This is a genomic window from Erwinia sp. MYb416 (genome assembly GCF_037479575.1).
Taxonomy (GTDB): Bacteria; Pseudomonadota; Gammaproteobacteria; order Enterobacterales; family Enterobacteriaceae; genus Erwinia; species Erwinia rhapontici.
The window spans coordinates 347,288-366,287 of record NZ_JBBGYT010000441.1 but is presented as its reverse complement, the minus strand read 5'-3'; the positions used below and the strand labels follow the sequence as shown (position 1 = coordinate 366,287).

Here is a 19,000-nt window from a genome sequence, read left to right as displayed (position 1 = left end):
TTTTCCGATAATGAAATACAAGGACGCGAGCATGTTAATGGTAATTTCTCCGGCGAAGACGCTGGACTTTGAAAGCCCGCTGGCGACAACACGTTATACCCAGCCCATGCTGTTGGACGAGTCGCAGAAGCTGATCGCCGTGGCGCGTCAACTCTCTCCGGCTGATATCAGCTCGCTGATGCATATCAGTGACAAACTGGCCGTACTGAACGCTGAACGCTTTAATGACTGGCAGCCTGACTTCACCCCGGACAATGCCCGCCAGGCGATCCTTGCCTTCAAAGGTGACGTGTATACCGGATTACAGGCAGAAACCTTTAGCGAAGCCGCATTTGATTTTGCCCAGCAGCATCTGCGTATGCTCTCCGGCCTGTATGGCCTGTTGCGCCCGCTGGACCTGATGCAGGCTTATCGTCTGGAAATGGGGATTAAACTGGCCAACCCGGTAGGCAAAGACCTCTACAGCTTCTGGGGCGATAAGCTGACTCATGCGCTGAATGCCGCACTGGCAGAGCAAGGGGATTCGGTGCTGATTAACCTCGCATCCGATGAATACTTCAAAGCCGTGAAGCCGAAGCTGCTGAACGCTGAGATCGTCAAACCCGTGTTCCTCGATGAGAAGAACGGCAAGTTTAAAGTGATCAGCTTCTATGCCAAAAAGGCACGAGGACTGATGAGCCGTTACATCATTGAAAATGAGCTGACCCAGCCTGAACAGCTGAAGAAGTTTGATGTGGACGGATATGCCTTTGACGCGGATGCGAGCAAAGGGAATGAGCTGGTGTTTAAACGTCACGAGTAGGGTCAGGCACGCCTGACCCAGGGCGAGGCATGCCTCGCCCCTGCGTATCGAATTATTTCTTCAGTAAGAACTCACGCAGATCCGCAAACTCACCTTTCATGTTGTGCGACAACAGCGGCAGATCCGCGCGCTCGGCCAGCGCTTCCGGTAAAGGCAGCTTCTGATCAAGGATCGCTTCCACGCTCTCTTTAAATTTCGCTGGATGCGCCGTCCCCAGGAACAGACCAAACTCACCGTCCTGAAGCTGATCGCGCAGCAGGCGATAAGCAATCGCCGCATGAGGCTCAGACAGATAGCCAAGGTCGGCCAGCTCGCGCATAGTGGCTTTGGTGGTTTCGTCATCAACGGCACCGTAACCCAGATCCTGTAAGCGCCAGATTTTGCGACGGAAGATCTCTTCCACTCGCGGCCAGTTATTGGGCTGGCTGACATCCATCGCATTCGACAAGGTGGCAACGGTCATGTTCGGCGCCCATTCACCATTGACGAGGAAGCGTGGCACGGTGTCATTGGCATTAGTGGCAGCAATAAAACGTTTCACTGGCAGGCCAAGTGACTTCGCCAGCAGACCAGCTGTCAGGTCGCCAAAGTTACCGCTTGGCACAGAGATCACCAGCTGATTACGTTTTTCCTGAGGCAGTTGCGCCACGGCTTCAAAGTAGTAACAAATCTGCGCCAGCAGACGGCTGATGTTGATGGAGTTTGCGGAGTTGAGGCCAATGGCCTTCTTCAGCTCTTCATCGTCAAATGCCTGCTTAACCAGTGACTGACAGGCATCGAAATCGCCGTCAATCGCGATGGTCTGAATATTGCCGCCCAGGGTGCAGAACAGCTTTTCCTGTAACGGGCTGATTTTGCCTTGAGGATAGAGGATCACCACACGCACGTTTTCCATACCGTAGAAGGCATGAGCCACAGCAGCGCCGGTATCACCCGAGGTTGCCGTCAGAATGGTGATTTTCTCATCCGCACCGCTGACATAAGAGAGCATCTGCGCCATAAAACGACCGCCGAAGTCTTTGAACGCCAGTGTCGGGCCGTGGAACAGCTCCAACGCGGCAATATCGTCAGTGACGTCTACGACCGGTGCCGGGAAGGTGAATGCCGTTTTCAGGCGCTCATGCAGCTGATGAGCGTCGATCTCATCGCCGATAAAAGCCGACAGGATTTTGCTGCTGCGGGTCACGAAATCCATTTCCAACATCGCATCGATGTCAGTCAGTTCGAATTCAGGTAATTCCAGTGGAAAGAACAGGCCTTGCTGTTTACCCAGCCCCTGCTTCACCGCCTGGGCGAAGCTGACCTGCTCATTGTGATCCTTAAGATTATAGAGTTTCATGCGTTATCCCAGTTTGCGTGCGCCTGCCGTGTCTAAACGGCAAATATGGACGAAGCCTTCATCATTTTGCAGATAGTGCTGGCGGAGCCAGTCTGCCATACGTTGTGCGGTATCCAGCTGATTGCACACTGCAAACAGCGTTGGGCCAGAGCCAGAAATACCGCAGGCCAGTGCGCCGATATCCGCAGCGGCCTGACGGGCTTCACTGAAGCCCGGTAACAATTTGGTGCGGTACGGTTCCGCAATCACATCCTGCATCAGTTTGGCGGCCAGCAAGGGCTGCTGCGTGTGGCAGGCGTGAATAAAGCCGCCGAGATAGCGACCGTGCCGGATAATGTCCTCTTTACGATACTGCGCAGGCAGGATCGCACGGGCTTCGGCGGTGGACACTTTAATTCCCGGGTAAGCCATCACCCATAACCAGTCATCAAAGCCTGGCACTTCCTGGCTGATAATGCCGTTCTCTTCCAGCATCAACTGCATGCCGCCCAGGAAGCAAGGGGCCACATTGTCATAATGTACGCTGCCGGAAATACGCCCTTCCAGCTCGCCCATCAACGCCAGCAGCTGCGTATCATTCAGCGGTTTACCGCAGTGTTCGTTCATCGCCATCAAACCAGCCACCACCGAGCAAGCGCTGGAACCGAGGCCGGAGCCAATCGGCATATTTTTTTCCAGTGTCATCTTAACCGGCACGCGCTTGCCAATCGCTTCGCAGAAACGGTCCCAGCACTGATAAACGATATTATCCTGTGGGTTTGCCGGCAACTTGCTAACAAAACTGCCTTCATTGTGCAGACTAAATTCGTCGGCGGCTTCCACGGTCACACAGTCGCCCAGCAGGGTGCCATCAACCGGCGACACCGCAGCCCCCAGGACGTCAAAGCCAACGCTGACGTTGCCAATTGAGGCAGGGGCATGAATTTTAACCATGATTAAACTCCCAACTTCCACGACAGAGTACGTAACAGATCGGCAAACACGCCCGCCGCGGTCACATCATTACCGGCACCGTAACCGCGCAACACCAGCGGAATCGGCTGGTAATAGCGGCTGTAGAACGCCAGCGCATTCTCACCATTTTTCACTTTATACAGCGGATCGTTACCGTCAACGGCATCGATTTTCACTTTACACGCTCCGCCCTCTTCAATCGCTCCCACGAAGCGTAATACTTTACCCGCCTCACGGGCGCTGGCAACACGCGCGGCAAACTCCGCATCCAGTTCCGGCAGGCGTGCCATAAACGTTTCCACATCCGCAATCGCCGTCAGCTCTGGTGGCAATACGGCTTCGATCTCAATATCGCTCAGCTCCAGCTGATAGCCCGCTTCACGCGCCAGGATCAGCAGCTTACGTGCCACGTCCAGCCCAGAAAGGTCTTCACGCGGATCCGGCTCGGTAAAGCCCATCTCACGCGCCATGTGGGTGGCATCGGACAGTGACACCCCCTCATCCAGTTTGCCGAATATAAACGACAGTGAACCGGACAGAATACCGGAGAAGCTAATCAGCTCATCGCCGGCGTTAAGCAGATTTTGCAAGTTCTCGATCACCGGTAAACCGGCCCCGACGTTGGTATCGTAGAGGAACTTACGACGCGATTTCGCCGCGGCGGCACGCATTTGCTGGTAATAGTTGTAAGACGAGGTATTGGCCTTTTTGTTCGGCGTCACAACGTGGAAACCGTCAGCCAGGAAATCGGCATATTGATCGGCGACCTGCTGGCTTGACGTACAGTCAACGATCACCGGGTTCAGCAGATGATACTCTTTCACCAGACGATTCAGACGACCCAGATCAAACGGCTCTTTCGCAGCTTTTAGCTGATCCTGCCAGTTGCCCAGCGGAATGCCGTGGACGTTGGTCAGCAATGCGCGCGAGTTGGCAATGCCGCATACCCGCAGATCAATATGTTTGTTCTTCAGCCAGGTTTGCTGACGATGCAACTGCTCGATCAATGCCGCCCCCACGCCACCAACACCGATGACAAAAACTTCGATCACCTGGTCAGTGGCAAACAGCATCTGATGTACCACGCGCACGCCGGTGGTCGCTTCATCGTTATCCACCACCACAGAGATCGAACGTTCGGACGACCCCTGGGCAATCGCCACAATATTGATGTTAGCGCGCGCCAGTGCAGAGAAGAATTTCGCAGAGATACCACGCAATGTGCGCATGCCGTCACCCACGACGGAGATCACAGCCAGATGCTCCATCACGTCCAGCGGCTCCAGCAGGCCGTCTTTCAATTCCAGATGGAATTCATCTTCCAGCACGCGGCGCGCACGGGCCAGATCGTTCTGTGACACACAGAAGCTGATGCTGTATTCCGAAGAGGACTGGGTGATCAGCACGACAGAGATACCGCTGCGTGACATGGCCGCAAACACGCGGGCGGCCATGCCCACCATGCCTTTCATTCCCGGGCCAGAGACGTTAAACATCGCCATATTATTCAGGTTGGTGATGCCTTTCACCGGGTTGTCCTCATCGCTGCCATCGCCACCAATCAGGGTGCCGGGTGCTTGCGGGTTGGCGGTATTTTTAATCAGGCAAGGGATTTGGAACTGGGCAATCGGGGCAATGGTACGCGGATGAAGCACTTTGGCGCCGAAGTAAGAAAGCTCCATCGCTTCCTGATAGGACATCGACTTCAGCAGTCGCGCGTCCGGCACCTGGCGCGGGTCGCAGGTATATACGCCATCGACGTCAGTCCAGATTTCACAACAATCAGCGCGCAGGCAGGCAGCCAGCACGGCCGCTGAGTAGTCGGAACCATTACGGCCCAACACCACCAGCTCACCCCGTTCGTTGCCGGCGGTGAAGCCTGCCATCAGCACCATGTTGTCTGCGGGAATCTGGCTGGCGGCAATGCGGCGAGTAGACTCAGGAATATCGACAGTGGATTCGAGATAATGACCTACGGCCAGTAGCTGTTCCACCGGGTTGATCACGCTGACGCCATAGCCGCGTGCCTGGAGCAGCCCTTCCATAATGGCGATAGAGAGCTTTTCCCCCCGGCAAATGATGGCGGCATTGACGCTATCCGGGCACTGCCCCAGTAGTGCAATACCGTGCAATACCTGCTTCAGTTGAGCGAACTCCTGATCAACGACGCCTTTAAGCTTGTCAAAAGCAAAGCCAGGCTGTGCTTCAGCCAGCCCCTGTAACAGCTCGGCGAAGATTCGCTCAGCGTCACTGATGTTAGGCAATGCATCCTGCCCGCTGATGGTTTTTTCAATCATCGCCACCAGGTGATTGGTAATCTTCGCTGGCGCGGACAATACGGTAGCAACCTGTCCCTGCTTTGCATTACTTTCCAGAATGTCAGCCACACGCAGAAAACGTTCCGCATTGGCTACCGAGGTTCCACCGAATTTCAGCACTCGCATGTTCAAGCTCTCCTGAATTTTTGCCGAAAAAAAAGCCCGCACTGTTGAGGTGCGGGCTTTTTTTTGATTTTTCCTGTATGCGTCAGCCCGCACCGTTACCTGTGGTAATGGTGGTGGTAATAATGATTGTGGTAATCAGGCTGTTTTTACGCATTGAGATTTATCTTTTATCTGTCTGTTAAATCTGTCGGCTTTCAGAATTAAAGCAAAGTGCCAGCCAAGTCAATTTTTTTATCGAATGGCCTCTTTTTCCCGGCGATGTCGTCAGACCCTTTTCGTCTTCCTTGCCGATCTGTTCTGTTACGCTATGAAAAAATGGCAGTAAATCACACCATTTTTCATGCTTCATCCAGCGTTTTTCTCTACAGCTTTTTTTCTATGTCATGCAGCAGTCGATGCAACATGGCGGTATCTCGCTGCTGAAGCAAACCGATACGTTGCTGCAACCAGTCTGCCAGCTTTTCATCCCCGGCGACGTCCAGCCGCTGCAACAAAAATTGCGCACGCAGGCGGAGCGCCGCAAGTTGTTCAACGTCCGCAGCAGGTTCCGTCTGCGCGCTCACCTGGCGCAATGCCGAGAGTTGATAGCAATAGACCATCACCGCCTGCCCCAGGTTCAGCGACGGATAATCACCCGCCATCGGAATCCCCGTCAACAAATCGGCCTGCGCCAGTTCTTCATTCGTTAAGCCGCTGTCTTCGCGCCCAAAGATCATCGCCACACTGCCTGTCCAGCGTTGCTTCTCTTCCAGTACCTGCTGCACCTCCTGCGGCGTGGCATAGTAACGGAATTTCGCGCGAGAACGTGCCGTGGTGGCAATACTAAAATCAATATCGGCTAATGCTGCCTCAAGTGATGCCCAGTGGCTGGCATTATCCAGAATGTCACCCGCCCCGTGTGCAACGCGTCTCGCTGCCGGATCAAGGTGCGCCTGGCTGTCAACAATACGCAGTTCGCTAAATCCCATGGTTTTCATGGCACGGGCCGCCGCACCGACATTTTCAGCACGCGCAGGAGAGACAAGGATAAAAGGAAAACGCATAACCACCTTCATATAGAGATAAATTCACAATGTTGATGATGCCTTCCCCACAGTGGAAAAAACATCCGGCAATATTTAACATATTATCAACACCCTGGTGGGTTGATTTAAATCGCCGTAATCGAATGATAAACCTATTTTTTCTTGATAACCCACCGAAAAACAGGCTTCATTACAATAACACTCATATTATCAACTAATTAACATTTATTAATGTGTGCCGTAACCCGACTGTTAACCCTCTGCATTAAATAGCGCATTTTAGGGGGTATTTGTGAGCTAACCTGCCAATCTGGGAAGAGTTTTTCACAAAAGTGTTAACGTGCTACAATTGGTTTGATATAAGTCAACTAAGCGTTGTTTTATTGCGTGATGGTTGTTGCCTGTGCTGTTATGTTGCTGTTAATACAGTTAGGATATACGCCGTTTTGGCACTGCCGGGGCATGCAGGATACATCCTAATGGCTGCGCAAAACCCAAAAATCATTAAGGGTTGGCCGCGTTGTTGACGGTACATGGATTGTGTATCAAGAACATCATTCTGTACTGCTGTTGTTTTGCTACTGGCTCTGAACACCAGGTGTAGCCAGCGCCAACAGCCGTATGTCCTGTTTTCGATTTTGTTGGCAATTTTAGGTAGCGAACACATGCAGACCCCGCACATACTTATCGTTGAAGACGAATTAGTTACTCGTAATACGCTCAAAAGTATTTTTGAAGCCGAAGGCTACATGGTTTATGAAGCTACAGACGGCGCTGAAATGCACCAGATACTGACGGAAAATGACGTCAATCTGGTCATTATGGACATCAATCTGCCAGGCAAAAATGGCCTGTTACTGGCACGTGAACTGCGTGAGCAGGCAAACGTGGCACTGATGTTCCTCACCGGCCGTGATAACGAGGTCGATAAGATCCTCGGTCTTGAAATCGGCGCCGATGACTACATAACCAAACCGTTTAATCCGCGTGAGCTGACCATTCGCGCACGCAATCTGCTGTCCCGCACCATGAATCTGGCCGCGGTCAGCGAAGAGCGTAAGCTGGTTGAATCCTACCGCTTTAACGGCTGGGAACTGGACATCAACAGTCGTTCACTGGTCAGCCCGCAGGGCGAACAGTATAAGCTGCCGCGCAGCGAATTCCGCGCCATGCTGCACTTCTGTGAGAATCCAGGCAAGATTCAGACCCGTGCTGATTTGCTGAAAAAAATGACCGGACGTGAACTGAAACCACACGATCGCACCGTCGACGTGACCATTCGCCGCATCCGTAAGCATTTTGAATCCACACCGGATACACCAGAAATCATCGCCACGATCCACGGCGAAGGTTACCGCTTCTGCGGCGATCTGCAGGATTAAGTTTTGAGGGCGAGGTATGCCTCGCCCCAACTTATTATCCCTTGCCCCAGGGGATTATCGGCACCGCACTCAGCGCATTTTTCGGCGAACCATCGACGACCTTATCGGAATAGCTCAAATAAATTAACGCATTACGATTTTTGTCGTAGAAACGTACCACCTGGAGTTTCTTGAACACCAGCGATGTCCGTTTACGAAACACCACTTCCCCTTCGGCTTTACCCTGCTTAATTTTCTCACTGAGTTCTACCGGCCCCACCTGCTGACACGAAATAGCGGCATCCGAGGTATCTTCTGCCAAACCTAAGCCCCCTTTGATTCCTCCCGTTTTCGCCCGGCTCAAATAACAGGTGACATTTTTCACGTCCGGATCGTCAAATGCTTCCACCACGATCTTATGATCGGGACCGAACATCTTAAAGACAGTATCTACAGAACCGACCTGTTCTGCCTGAAGCGTGCCGGAGCAGAGCGCTATTGAAGTGACTATTAACACTTTTTTAATTGTCATGACGTGACCATTTCAAAGAAAATAGATGACATTGTAAGGTACATGAGCAACAGTTCATGCCTTTACGATTTATCACGCGATGTTGTTTAAATCAGCGCGGATATGGGTACATTTTTCAGTTACAACCTAACAATTAGCAATTAATGCTACTATTCGTCGACTTTGCTTACCTTGCACCAATTATGAGTAACATGAGGACGATTTATGGACCAAGCCGGTATCATTCGAGATTTGCTTGTCTGGCTGGAGAGCCACCTGGACCAACCTTTATCACTGGATAATGTCGCGGCGAAGGCAGGTTATTCAAAATGGCATTTGCAAAGAATGTTCAAAGACGTCACAAGTCATGCGATTGGCGCTTATATTCGCGCCCGCCGTCTGTCGAAAGCTGCCGTAGCATTACGTTTGACGAGTCGCCCGATTCTCGATATTGCTTTGCAGTATCGTTTTGACTCTCAACAAACTTTCACCAGAGCCTTTAAGAAACAATTTGCCCAGACGCCAGCCTGGTATCGCCGGTCATCAGACTGGAATGCCTATGGGCTGCGCCCACCGATTCGCCTCGACGACGTCAGATTACCCGAACCGACCTGGGTAAGTCTGCCGGAAATCGTGCTGATTGGGCAAACCCAATCTTATACCTGCACACTGGAGCAGATTTCACGCTTCCGTGATGAGATGCGTATGCATTTCTGGCGCCAGTTCCTGACGGAGACGGATACCGTTCCGCCAGTGCTGTATGGTCTGCACCAGTCGCGCCCCAGCATGGAAAAAGACGATGAGCAGGAGATTCTTTACACCACAGCGGTCACCGCTGAGTCCATTTCCAGCCAGTTGCATTCAACGCAGACGGTCGTGCTGGAAGGAGGCGATTATGTGCAGTTCACCTATGAAGGGCCGCGTAACGGACTTCAGAACTTTGTCTTACAGATTTACGGCACCTGTATGCCAACACTGAATCTGACACGTCGTCACGGTCATGACATTGAGCGTTTCTATACCCACGGCGGTAAGAAACGTCCAGAGCCACCGGTCGACATCCATTGTGAATATCTGATCCCGATACGACGCCAGTCGTAGTCAGCAGATGATACAAAAAGGGCCGAGAATATCGGCCCTTTTTCAGGGTTAGCGCTGCAGTTCGTCGAGGGAAGTATCCTCCAGATGCGCAATATCGCCTGCAGTCTCCACCACCCAGCCAGAAGCCAGCCAGGCGCTGTGTTGGTGATCCACGCGGGAAATTGAGCAATTACGCAAGCGCAGGCGGCGTTCCGCATTCGCCGGTAAACCCAGGATCGTACTGAGCAGTACCCCCAACGCCATCCCGTGGCTGACAATCAGTGGACGGCTACCCTCAGGCAATGCCAGACAGGCATCCAGCGCCTGATGCATGCGCTGCGCCATTTCACTCATAGACTCACCCTGCGGGATGCGGCCGTTCTCCGTGCCATCCACCAGCGTCTTACGCCAGCCCTCTTCTTCAGCATTCAGTGAATCCAGCAGGCGCTCTTCCAGCACCCCCATATTCAATTCACGCAAACGAGAGTCCAGCACGACCGAACAACCACAGGCATCGGCAATGATCTCGGCGGTACGGCGGGTACGGCCCAGATCGCTGGCAATGACATGGGTAATGCCCAGCTTTTTGACGCGATCTCCTACCTGATGAGCCTGCTGCTCTCCTTTCTCAGTCAGCGCGCTGTCTGACTGCCCCTGAATGCGACGTGCCGCATTCCATAGCGTTTCTCCGTGGCGAACAAGATAGACCTGTAACATGCGATTTTCCGTTATACTGCGACAAATTTGCGTAGAGGGTTCAAACAATTATGTACCATGTTGTCGCTGCTACCATCAATCCAGCCAAAATTAAGGCAATTTCTCAAGCGTTCAGCGATATCTTCGGGGAAGGATCCTGCCATATTGAGGGTGTCGAGGTCGACAGCGGCGTTGCTGCACAACCGATCACAAACACAGAAACGCGAACTGGCGCACGTCAGCGCGTGATGAATGCTCGCCAGGTCAGACCGGAAGCCAATTTTTGGGTGGCCATTGAAGCCGGTATTGAAGATAACACTGCCTTCGCATGGATGGTGGTGGAGAATCACAAACTACGCGGCGAATCGCGTTCTGCCAGCTTCACTCTGCCTGCCATCGTGATGAAAGGTATCCATGCCGGACGTGAACTGGGCGAAGAGATGGCCCGCCTGACCGGCGTTAACGATATCAAACATAAAGGCGGTGCAATTGGTGCTTTTACTGCCGGTCGACTGACGCGTACCAGCGTTTATCACCAGGCGCTCATCCTCGCACTGTGCCCGTTTCATAACGACATCTATCAGCGCAAAGACGACGAAGAGAGCTCAGACCTTATCTGATCCACTGAGAAGCTGTGTCTCCAGCCATGTTTTCAGGGCAGGAGGCGCACTTTTCAGGCTGTTTGACCCCCGCGTAATCGTCGCAATCCCGGCTCCCAACTCGTTTTTCAGCTCCCGCTGGCTCATTGTCCCGCGCATCAACTCTTCAACAATACGCAGTCGGGTACCCAACGCCTCACGCTCGTCCGGCGTCAGCATCAATTGTAATAGCGGAAGGTGCAGTTCGCCCTGATAGGCACGTTGCAGCAGCGTGACAAAACGCAGCCAGTCTTCGCTCGCCGGGTCAGTCGTGATGGGAACAGGAGTTGGGTTGGTCATGATATTCCGCCATACTATTTAACTAGTACAGTAGCATATCATCATCGCCGTCATACGAGAAGCCACAGCGGTGTTGGCTGTCTCTTCACGTATTCCGGCGATGACACGCAATCAATAACGCTGCTGCCACTCGCTGTCGGCAAACAGTTTATCCGACTGGTTAAGGAAGTAGCGGTAGTAGGCATCATAAGCCAGTACGTTCTTCACATAGCCGCGGGTTTCCGAGAAGGGAATGGTTTCGATAAACGCCACCGCATCCAGTTTCCCTGCGCTGTTACCCTGCCAGGTGCGCACGCGCGACGGCCCGGCATTATACGCAGCCGAGGCAAAAATGCGGTTCTGACCGAACTGTTGGTAAACCGACTCCAGATACTGCGTACCAATCTGGATATTGGTTTCTGCATCCAGCAGCTGGCTGCTGTTGCTGTAGCCCGGAATGCTGAATTTGGTCACAGTATGCTGTGCCGTGGCGGGCATCACCTGCATCAGACCGGATGCGCCAACCGGGGAGCGTGCTTTCGGGTTCCACGCACTCTCCTGCCGGGCAATCGCCATCGCATAGCTGATCGGGATGCTCTTACCGCTGATATTGCGTTCAAACTGCGGCTGCCACGCCAGTGGGAAGCGCTCCTGCAAACTGTTCCACAGTTTACCGGTAATCGTTGCCTGCACGCTGAGATCCCACCAGTTTTGCTGACGTGCGTAGCTGGCCAGCATCTGCTGCTGCGAAGTGGTGCGGCTGGACACCAGATAGCTCCATTCGCTGCGCGCCAGATTATCCATTCCCCAGTACATCAGTTCGCGAACACGGGCAATTTCAGGGCCGCGGGTCAGGCTGCCGTCCACCGCCGGGGCTTTGTCGACCTGCAACGGATACTCCACCCCCAGTTTCTGGGCGGCGACCATTGGATAGAAGCCACGCTCACGCATCAACTTACGCAGAATGCCTTCCGCCTCTTCTTTGCGCCCCTGCTCCATCAGCAGGTCAGCCTGCCAGTACTGCCACTCATCTTTTGCCTTGTCTTCGACCGGCAAACGCGCAATCCAGGTATTCATACCCCGGCGATCGTTGTTCCCCAGCGCCATCCGCACCCGGCGCTCAATCAGCGAGGTTGAATCACTGCGCATCACCACATCGTCGCGCCAGCGTGCCTGCTCACTGGTGGTATCATTGCCCATCAGACGCCAGGCAACCGCATCTTTCAGTTCCTGCGTCTGCTGATCGTCCATTTTTTGCAGCTGCACCAGCGTGGGTATCAGCTGGCGTGCGCGTTCCACATCCGTGCGCGCCAGGCTGGCAAAGGCAATTGCCGTGGCCTGGCGGGTAAAGTCGGTTGCCCCGACATTACGTGCAAAGTTTTCTACCGTGCCGGGATTGTTCTGTAAATCCATCACCGCATTGGCAATGGTCTGGTAATCCTGCGGGAGTTGCTTCGCCAGGAAGTTCACCAGATTGGTGTTACCCGCTTTCATCGCCAGACGTATACGTTCCAGCGTGGTAATCGGATTCTGCTGTCCGGCCATTTGCCAGGCGCTGAACAGTTTATCGCAGGTGCCCGGCAGGGAACTTCCGGTCAGCCAGATAGATTTCGCCCCTTCCCATGCCACCTGCTCCTGGCCGGTAGCCCATTTGGCGTAATACCAGTTACAGCGAGCCGCAACCGGCTTCGGCGCGTCAGGGCTGAAAACCAGCAACCCACGCCAGTCTTCACGCCGGGCCAGCTCATTCACAAAACGCGAAGAGAGCGAGCGCACCGGCGGCAGCGTAGGATAACGCTGGATAAAGTCTTTCACTGCCAGCCCGGTTTCCTGATCCAGGCTCTGCGCAAGCTGGCGATACTCCAGATAGGGATAGAGTGGGTAGTCACGCAGCGTGGGCATCAACTGCCCCACGATATCCATCTGTTTATTATCCCACGCCTGCTTGATTTGCAGATAACGGGTACGCTGTTCATCCAATGAGTCTGCACGGGCACTGCCGGTTACCGCTGTTAAACAGGCTGCCACCACCCACCACTGCCACTTGTCCACCATGACTTTCCCCACGTTATTGCCTCGTCTTATCCTGAACTGCGAAATATTCCCCCTTCATGCTAACCAGGAGCAGCCCTTCATGCCATGTACTCAACAAATATTTACGGAATACCCACACCGCAACCACCGTCATGAAGGGGATGGGGCCAGTTTGAGGTAAGCCGGACGTCACGCACCAGGGATGGCGCGAGTCGAGGCCCGCATGGATGCGTCTTTTGCCGGTCCGACGTGCTCAAACTGGCCTCAGACTTGTCTTCCGTGCCCCACAATTGTACAAACCCTGCTCGCTGATTGTGCACCCTCTGTGCACCTCTTTACATAACATCTTTAAAATCAACAAAATAAAATCTGGCACGCTGTTTGCTCTATTGAATTCCATCTTGTATACCAGATGGAATTCAACTTATGGCTTTTACCACAGGGTTTACGTTACAGGACTGGCAGCACCATTATCAGCAGCATCCGCAGGACGTACTGTCCACGCTGGACGCCCTGCTGGCGGATCTCTCCACCGACGATAATGCGTGGCTGTATCTCGCCACGCCCGCCCAGCTGCGTGCTCAGGTGGAACCGTTACTGGCCGCCTGGCAGCAGGACCCGGCATTGCTGCCGCTGTTTGGCGTTCCCTTTGCGGTAAAAGACAATATTGACATCGCGGGCTGGCCCACCAGCGCGGCCTGCCCGGCCTTTACCTACACGGCTGAAAGCGATGCCGTCGCTGTCGCCAACCTGAAGGGCAAAGGGGCGATTGTTATTGGCAAAACCAACCTTGACCAGTACGCCACCGGGCTGGTCGGCACCCGCTCGCCGTTCGGCGCGGTCTGCAACACCTTTAATCCTGAGTATGTCAGCGGCGGCTCCAGCTCCGGTTCTGCCTCCGTCACCGCTCGCGGCCTGGTCTGCTTTGCCCTCGGCACGGATACCGCCGGTTCCGGTCGCGTGCCGGCAGGATTTAACAATATCGTCGGCCTGAAGCCGACCAAAGGCTGGCTCTCTGCCACTGGCGTTGTCCCTGCCTGTCGCCTGAACGACACCATTTCCGTGTTTGCGCTGACGGTGGAAGATGCCTTCCTCGTCGCACACTGTGCCGCAGGCTACGACAGCCTGGATGCTTACTCTCGCGCAAATCCGGGCCTCGCCCCGGCAGCGATGCCCACCTCACCACGATTTGCCATCCCTGCCAGCCCGGCGTTCTTTGGCGATACACAAGCACAGGCGGCCTGGGAAGCGGCCTGTACCGACCTGATTGCGGGAGGCGCCAGCTTACAACCCATCGACTTTACCCCGTTCTCACAGCTGGCTGAGCAGCTCTATTACGGTCCCTGGGTCGCGGAGCGTACCGTTGCCGTGGGTGACATGCTGAGCCGCCCGGAAGAGATGGACCCGGTGGTGTATGGCATCGTCGCCAGTGGCAACCACTACAGCGCCGTGGACGCTTACAAAGCGGAATATCTGCGCGCCGAACTGACGCGCCAGATCCAGCAGACCCTCAGCCAGTTCGATGCGCTGGTGGTCCCCACCTCTCCGACCATTCATACGCTGGAAGAAATGAAACAGGAACCGGTGCGTTACAATTCGCAGTTCGGCACTTACACCAACTTCACTAACCTCGCCGACCTGGCCGCCCTGGCCCTTCCGGCCCCGTTCCGCGCCGATGGCCTGCCTGCCGGGATCACTCTGATCGCCCCGGCCTGGTATGACCGTGCGCTGGCGACCTTTGGCACCCGCTGGCAACAGCAGCAAGCCCTGAGTCTTGGTGCCACCGGCAAACCTCAGCCTGTCCCCGCCTCCCTGCCCGCCTCACCGCTGCACGTGCGTGTGGCGGTGGTCGGTGCGCACCTGACCGGCATGCCGCTCAACCACCAGCTCACGCGCCGCGATGCCGTACTGGTAGAAGAGACGCAGACCGCCGCCAGCTATCGCCTGTATGCGCTGGCTAACACCGTCCCCGCCAAACCGGGGCTGGTTAGAGATGCGACGGGCGCCGCCATTATCGTCGAACTGTGGGATATCCCACTGGCACGTTTTGGCGAGTTCGTGGCGGAGATCCCCGCCCCGCTGGGGATTGGCACCCTGGAACTGGCCGACGGTCGCAGTGTGAAAGGGTTTATCTGTGAACCTGCCGCCCTGGCGCAGGCTACCGACATCACCGAATTTGGCGGCTGGCGCCGCTGGCTGACCCGCGAGGTATCTTCACATGTTTAATACCGTACTCATCGCTAACCGGGGCGAAATCGCCTGTCGCGCCATCCGTACTCTGAAACGACTGGGGATCACCAGCGTGGCGGTTTACTCCGACGCCGACAAAAACGCGCAGCATGTCAAAGATGCTGATATCGCTCTCGCCCTCGGCGGCGATAAAGCCAGCGACAGCTACCTGGTCATCGATAAGATCCTTAACGCCGCCCGCGAGAGCGGTGCGCAAGCCATCTGGCCAGGCTACGGCTTCCTGTCAGAAAGCCTGCCGTTTGCCGCCGCCTGCGAAGCGGCCGGGATCGTCTTTATCGGCCCAACGGCACACCAAATCGGTGAATTTGGCCTCAAGCACCGCGCCCGTGAACTGGCCGCTGCCGCAGGCGTGCCGATGACACCGGGCACACCCTTACTGGATTCACTGGAAGAGGCATTAAGCGCCGCAGGCCGAATCGGCTACCCGGTGATGCTGAAAAGCACCGCCGGGGGGGGCGGGATCGGCCTGACGCGCTGTGCCGACGAGACCACGCTGATCGCCGCCTGGGAGAGCGTACGCCGCCTCGGCGAACAGTTCTTTAGCGATGCCGGGGTATTCCTGGAGCGCTGTATCGATCAGGCCCGCCATGTAGAAGTGCAAATCTTCGGCGATGGCCAGGGCAAGGTCGTGGCCCTCGGCGAGCGCGATTGTTCACTGCAACGCCGCAATCAGAAAGTGGTGGAAGAGACGCCGGCACCGAACCTCCCTGCCGCCACCCGCACCGCCCTGCTCGACTCGGCGGTGAAACTCGGTGAACTGGTCAACTATCGCAGCGCGGGCACCGTGGAATATATCTACGATGCCGCACGCGATGAGTTCTTCTTCCTCGAAGTGAATACCCGTTTACAGGTGGAGCATCCGGTTACCGAGTGCGTCACCGGGCTGGATCTGGTGGAGTGTATGTTGCAGGTCGCCGCCGGAGAGCAGCCGGACTGGGCGCGTATGGCACAGGCACCGCAGGGCGCCTCCATCGAAGTGCGTATTTACGCCGAAGATCCGCTGAAAAACTTCCAGCCCAGCCCAGGCGTACTGACCGAAGTCTGCTTCCCGGAAGGGGTGCGCGTCGACAGCTGGATCAGCACGGGCACCGAGGTCTCTGCATTTTACGATCCGATGATCGCCAAGCTCATCGTACAGGGCAAAAACCGTGCGGATGCGCTGGAAAAAATGCAGACGGCGCTAAATGAAACCCGTCTGCACGGCATCGCCACCAACCTCGATTACCTGCGTCAGATTGTCGCCACTGAGGCATTCCGCAGCGGCCAGGTGTGGACGCGACTGCTCGACAGCTTCACCCCGCTTTCTCCGGTGGTGGAGGTTCTCCAGCCCGGCACCTGGAGCAGCATTCAGGATTATCCGGGCCGCCTCGGCTACTGGGATATTGGCGTACCGCCGTCCGGTCCGATGGATGATTATGCCTTCCGCCTCGCTAACCGCATTGTCGGCAACGCGGAAGAAGCCGCCGGGCTGGAATTTACCCTGCAAGGGCCCACCCTGCGTTTTCACAGCGATGCCCTGATCGCGCTGACTGGAGCCGCCTGCCCGGCCACACTGGATGGCGAAGAGGTGGCGTACTGGCAACCGCTGGCAGTGAAAGCCGGGCAGATCCTGACGCTGGGCCGCGCCCAACAGGGCTGCCGCACCTATCTGGCGGTACGCAACGGTTTTGACGTACCGGAATATCTCGGCAGCCGTTCCACCTTCGCTCTGGGGCAGTTTGGCGGTCACGCCGGGCGCACCCTGCGCGTGGCCGATATGCTGGCGATATCGCAGCCCGCACTCGCCGCCTGTACCACTCCTGCTCCGGTCTGCGAACCCGCTGCCTTACCTGTCGCCGCGCAGCCCGTATACGCTGACGAATGGCGCATCGGCGTGCTGTACGGCCCGCACGGCGCCCCGGATTTCTTTACCCAGCAGTCTATCGATGAGTTTTTTGCCAGCGAGTGGCAGGTGCATTACAACTCTAACCGCCTCGGCGTACGCCTCGTAGGGCCAAAACCCGGCTGGACCCGCGCCAACGGCGGTGAAGCGGGGCTGCACCCGTCCAACGTCCATGATTGCGAATACGCCATTGGCGCCGTTAATTTCACCGGCGATTTCCCGGTAATCCTCACCCGCGATGGACCCAGCCTCGGCGGGTTCGTCTGCCCGGTGACCATCGCCAAAGCGGAACTGTGGAAAGTCGGTCAGGTGAAACCCGGCGACCGCATTCGTTTTCATCCGATCAGCTTCGAAGAAGCCCACGCGCTGGAACAGGCGCAGACGCACAGCGTGACGCGTCTCAACGCCTTGCATACCACGGAATTTACCGTGCCTTCGCTGGCCGAAACCGATCACGGTTCCGCAACGGTACTGGCCGCCATCAAAGCCACCAGCACCACGCCGACCGCTATTTATCGTCAAGCCGGGGATAACTACATCCTGCTGGAGTACGGCGACAACGTGCTGGATCTGGCGCTGCGCCTGCGCGTCCACCTGCTGATGACCGCCCTGCATGAGAGCGGCCAGCCGGGCGTGGAGGAGCTGTCACCGGGCGTTCGCTCGCTGCAAATCCGCTATGACAGTCAGATCCTCAGCCAGAAACAGCTGATGACCCTGCTGCTACAGCTGGAGAAGAATCTCGGCGATGTCACGCGCATGACCGTGCCATCGCGCATTGTCCACCTGCCGATGGCCTTTGAAGACAGCGCCACCCTCAGTGCCGTAGAACGCTATGCCGAAACCGTGCGCGCCAGCGCCCCCTGGCTGCCGAATAACGTCGATTTTATCCAGCGCATTAACGGACTCAGCAGCCGTGAAGCCGTCAGCCAGACGCTGTTTGATGCCAGCTACCTGATCCTCGGTCTGGGCGATGTCTATCTCGGCGCGCCCTGCGCGGTGCCGATCGACCCACGCCACCGCCTGCTCAGTTCTAAGTACAATCCGGCACGCACCTTTACGGCGGAAGGCACCGTCGGCATTGGCGGCATGTATATGTGCATTTACGGCATGGACTCCCCCGGCGGTTACCAACTGGTGGGGCGTACGCTGCCCATCTGGAACAAGTTCCTGAAAAACGACCAGTTCGCGGCAAACGAACCCTGGCTGCTGCACTTCTTTGACCAGGTGCGTTTCTACCCGGTAAGCGAAGCCGAGCTGGACGTGCTGCGTGATGACTTCCGTGAAGGCCGCGCCACCGTTCGCATTGAGCAGTCAGTGTTTGATTTTGCCGAACATACGCAGTTCCTCAGCGATCACGCAGCCTCTATCGCTGACTTCCGCCAGAAGCAGGCCAGCGCCTTTGATGCCGAAGTGGCGCTGTGGGCGCAGGAAGACGAAGGTGCACCGCTGACCAGCGAAGAGACGCTGCGGCCCCCCGAAGAGGATGACGGTGCGTTGCAGGTCAGCGCCGATATGAACGGCAATATCTGGAAAGTGCTGGTGCAGCCCGGTGACGAGGTGGAAGCCGGTCAGCCGCTGATTATCGTCGAGGCGATGAAAATGGAACTGGCGATCAACGCCCCACAGGCAGGACGCGTCAAACGTATCAGTTGCCAGCCAGGCCGCCCGGTCAGCCCTGGCGATGCCCTGCTGTGGCTGGAATGAA

16 protein-coding genes and 1 other annotated feature are annotated in these 19,000 nt (G+C 55.9%); of the genes, 6 read left to right on the top strand and 10 right to left on the bottom strand.

What is annotated here, in order from left to right; translation table 11 throughout:
- Positions 1 to 31 precede the first annotated feature (31 nt).
- Positions 32 to 802 (top strand): peroxide stress protein YaaA, encoded by a 771-nt coding sequence (yaaA, locus tag WH277_RS25165; RefSeq protein ID WP_339507307.1) that lies wholly within the window; start codon positions 32 to 34, stop codon positions 800 to 802.
- A gap of 52 nt (positions 803 to 854) precedes the next feature.
- Here the strand turns inward: yaaA and thrC are convergent, their stop codons facing one another.
- The 6 genes from thrC to WH277_RS25135 all read right to left on the bottom strand — a co-directional run bounded on the left by thrC (position 855) and on the right by WH277_RS25135 (position 6,582).
- A complete protein-coding gene (gene thrC / locus WH277_RS25160; protein ID WP_339507306.1) occupies positions 855 to 2,141 on the bottom strand; it encodes a threonine synthase in 1,287 nt (428 codons plus the stop codon).
- 3 nt (positions 2,142 to 2,144) lie between these two features.
- On the bottom strand, positions 2,145 to 3,074 hold the full coding sequence (gene thrB, locus WH277_RS25155; protein ID WP_133842371.1) for a homoserine kinase: 930 nt from the start codon (positions 3,072 to 3,074) through the stop codon (positions 2,145 to 2,147).
- Between the two features lie 2 nt (positions 3,075 to 3,076).
- The gene (gene thrA / locus WH277_RS25150; RefSeq protein ID WP_133842372.1) at positions 3,077 to 5,539 is read right to left on the bottom strand and encodes a bifunctional aspartate kinase/homoserine dehydrogenase I; all 2,463 of its coding nucleotides are present in this window, start codon (positions 5,537 to 5,539) and stop codon (positions 3,077 to 3,079) included.
- A gap of 25 nt (positions 5,540 to 5,564) precedes the next feature.
- Positions 5,565 to 5,686: a sequence feature (Thr leader region), on the bottom strand.
- Complete coding sequence (gene thrL, locus WH277_RS25145) at positions 5,622 to 5,693, bottom strand: thr operon leader peptide (RefSeq protein ID WP_105594825.1); 72 nt, start codon at positions 5,691 to 5,693, stop codon at positions 5,622 to 5,624. It overlaps the preceding feature by 65 nt.
- A 24-nt stretch (positions 5,694 to 5,717) precedes the next feature.
- Positions 5,718 to 5,888, bottom strand: a complete 171-nt coding sequence (locus WH277_RS25140; protein WP_159336866.1) for a hypothetical protein — start codon at positions 5,886 to 5,888, stop codon at positions 5,718 to 5,720.
- A gap of 13 nt (positions 5,889 to 5,901) precedes the next feature.
- Complete coding sequence (locus WH277_RS25135; RefSeq protein WP_133842729.1) at positions 5,902 to 6,582, bottom strand: tRNA/rRNA methyltransferase; 681 nt, start codon at positions 6,580 to 6,582, stop codon at positions 5,902 to 5,904.
- Positions 6,583 to 7,229: 647 nt separating this feature from the next.
- Here WH277_RS25135 and arcA point away from each other — a divergent pair.
- Complete coding sequence (gene arcA, locus WH277_RS25130) at positions 7,230 to 7,946, top strand: two-component system response regulator ArcA (RefSeq protein ID WP_133842373.1); 717 nt, start codon at positions 7,230 to 7,232, stop codon at positions 7,944 to 7,946.
- A gap of 34 nt (positions 7,947 to 7,980) precedes the next feature.
- Here the strand turns inward: arcA and creA are convergent, their stop codons facing one another.
- On the bottom strand, positions 7,981 to 8,457 hold the full coding sequence (gene creA / locus WH277_RS25125; protein WP_133842374.1) for a protein CreA: 477 nt from the start codon (positions 8,455 to 8,457) through the stop codon (positions 7,981 to 7,983).
- 204 nt (positions 8,458 to 8,661) lie between these two features.
- Between creA and robA the strand changes: the two genes are divergently transcribed.
- Positions 8,662 to 9,537: an MDR efflux pump AcrAB transcriptional activator RobA gene (gene robA, locus WH277_RS25120; RefSeq protein ID WP_133842375.1), complete on the top strand. Its 876-nt coding sequence runs from the start codon at positions 8,662 to 8,664 to the stop codon at positions 9,535 to 9,537.
- A 48-nt stretch (positions 9,538 to 9,585) separates the two neighbouring features.
- Here the strand turns inward: robA and gpmB are convergent, their stop codons facing one another.
- Entirely contained in the window at positions 9,586 to 10,233 is a 648-nt protein-coding gene (gene gpmB, locus WH277_RS25115; protein ID WP_133842376.1) for a 2,3-diphosphoglycerate-dependent phosphoglycerate mutase GpmB, read from the bottom strand.
- Between the two features lie 50 nt (positions 10,234 to 10,283).
- Between gpmB and yjjX the strand changes: the two genes are divergently transcribed.
- Positions 10,284 to 10,832, top strand: coding sequence for an inosine/xanthosine triphosphatase (gene yjjX, locus WH277_RS25110; RefSeq protein WP_133842377.1), 549 nt, complete (start codon positions 10,284 to 10,286; stop codon positions 10,830 to 10,832).
- Here yjjX and trpR read toward each other — a convergent pair.
- Entirely contained in the window at positions 10,818 to 11,150 is a 333-nt protein-coding gene (gene trpR / locus WH277_RS25105; protein ID WP_133842378.1) for a trp operon repressor, read from the bottom strand. The two genes, yjjX and trpR, sit on opposite strands and share 15 nt — an antisense overlap.
- A 111-nt stretch (positions 11,151 to 11,261) precedes the next feature.
- Positions 11,262 to 13,184 (bottom strand): murein transglycosylase, encoded by a 1,923-nt coding sequence (gene sltY / locus WH277_RS25100; RefSeq protein WP_159336865.1) that lies wholly within the window; start codon positions 13,182 to 13,184, stop codon positions 11,262 to 11,264.
- A 405-nt stretch (positions 13,185 to 13,589) separates the two neighbouring features.
- Here sltY and atzF point away from each other — a divergent pair, with 405 nt between their 5' ends.
- A complete protein-coding gene (gene atzF, locus WH277_RS25095) occupies positions 13,590 to 15,389 on the top strand; it encodes an allophanate hydrolase (RefSeq protein ID WP_167863348.1) in 1,800 nt (599 codons plus the stop codon).
- Positions 15,382 to 18,999: an urea carboxylase gene (gene uca / locus WH277_RS25090; protein WP_339507305.1), complete on the top strand. Its 3,618-nt coding sequence runs from the start codon at positions 15,382 to 15,384 to the stop codon at positions 18,997 to 18,999. The genes atzF and uca overlap by 8 nt, the downstream gene beginning before the upstream one ends.
- Position 19,000 lies beyond the last annotated feature (1 nt).

Excerpts from the sequence above, each read along its gene's own strand:
- yaaA (WP_339507307.1), top strand. The coding sequence starts at position 32 with ATGTTAATGGTAATTTCTCCGGCGAAGACGCTGGACTTTGAAAGCCCG.
- thrC (WP_339507306.1), bottom strand. The coding sequence starts at position 2,141 with ATGAAACTCTATAATCTTAAGGATCACAATGAGCAGGTCAGCTTCGCC.
- thrB (WP_133842371.1), bottom strand. The coding sequence starts at position 3,074 with ATGGTTAAAATTCATGCCCCTGCCTCAATTGGCAACGTCAGCGTTGGC.
- thrA (WP_133842372.1), bottom strand. The coding sequence starts at position 5,539 with ATGCGAGTGCTGAAATTCGGTGGAACCTCGGTAGCCAATGCGGAACGT.
- WH277_RS25140 (WP_159336866.1), bottom strand. The coding sequence starts at position 5,888 with ATGAAGCATGAAAAATGGTGTGATTTACTGCCATTTTTTCATAGCGTA.
- WH277_RS25135 (WP_133842729.1), bottom strand. The coding sequence starts at position 6,582 with ATGCGTTTTCCTTTTATCCTTGTCTCTCCTGCGCGTGCTGAAAATGTC.
- arcA (WP_133842373.1), top strand. The coding sequence starts at position 7,230 with ATGCAGACCCCGCACATACTTATCGTTGAAGACGAATTAGTTACTCGT.
- creA (WP_133842374.1), bottom strand. The coding sequence starts at position 8,457 with ATGACAATTAAAAAAGTGTTAATAGTCACTTCAATAGCGCTCTGCTCC.
- robA (WP_133842375.1), top strand. The coding sequence starts at position 8,662 with ATGGACCAAGCCGGTATCATTCGAGATTTGCTTGTCTGGCTGGAGAGC.
- gpmB (WP_133842376.1), bottom strand. The coding sequence starts at position 10,233 with ATGTTACAGGTCTATCTTGTTCGCCACGGAGAAACGCTATGGAATGCG.
- yjjX (WP_133842377.1), top strand. The coding sequence starts at position 10,284 with ATGTACCATGTTGTCGCTGCTACCATCAATCCAGCCAAAATTAAGGCA.
- trpR (WP_133842378.1), bottom strand. The coding sequence starts at position 11,150 with ATGACCAACCCAACTCCTGTTCCCATCACGACTGACCCGGCGAGCGAA.
- sltY (WP_159336865.1), bottom strand. The coding sequence starts at position 13,184 with ATGGTGGACAAGTGGCAGTGGTGGGTGGTGGCAGCCTGTTTAACAGCG.
- atzF (WP_167863348.1), top strand. The coding sequence starts at position 13,590 with ATGGCTTTTACCACAGGGTTTACGTTACAGGACTGGCAGCACCATTAT.
- uca (WP_339507305.1), top strand. The coding sequence starts at position 15,382 with ATGTTTAATACCGTACTCATCGCTAACCGGGGCGAAATCGCCTGTCGC.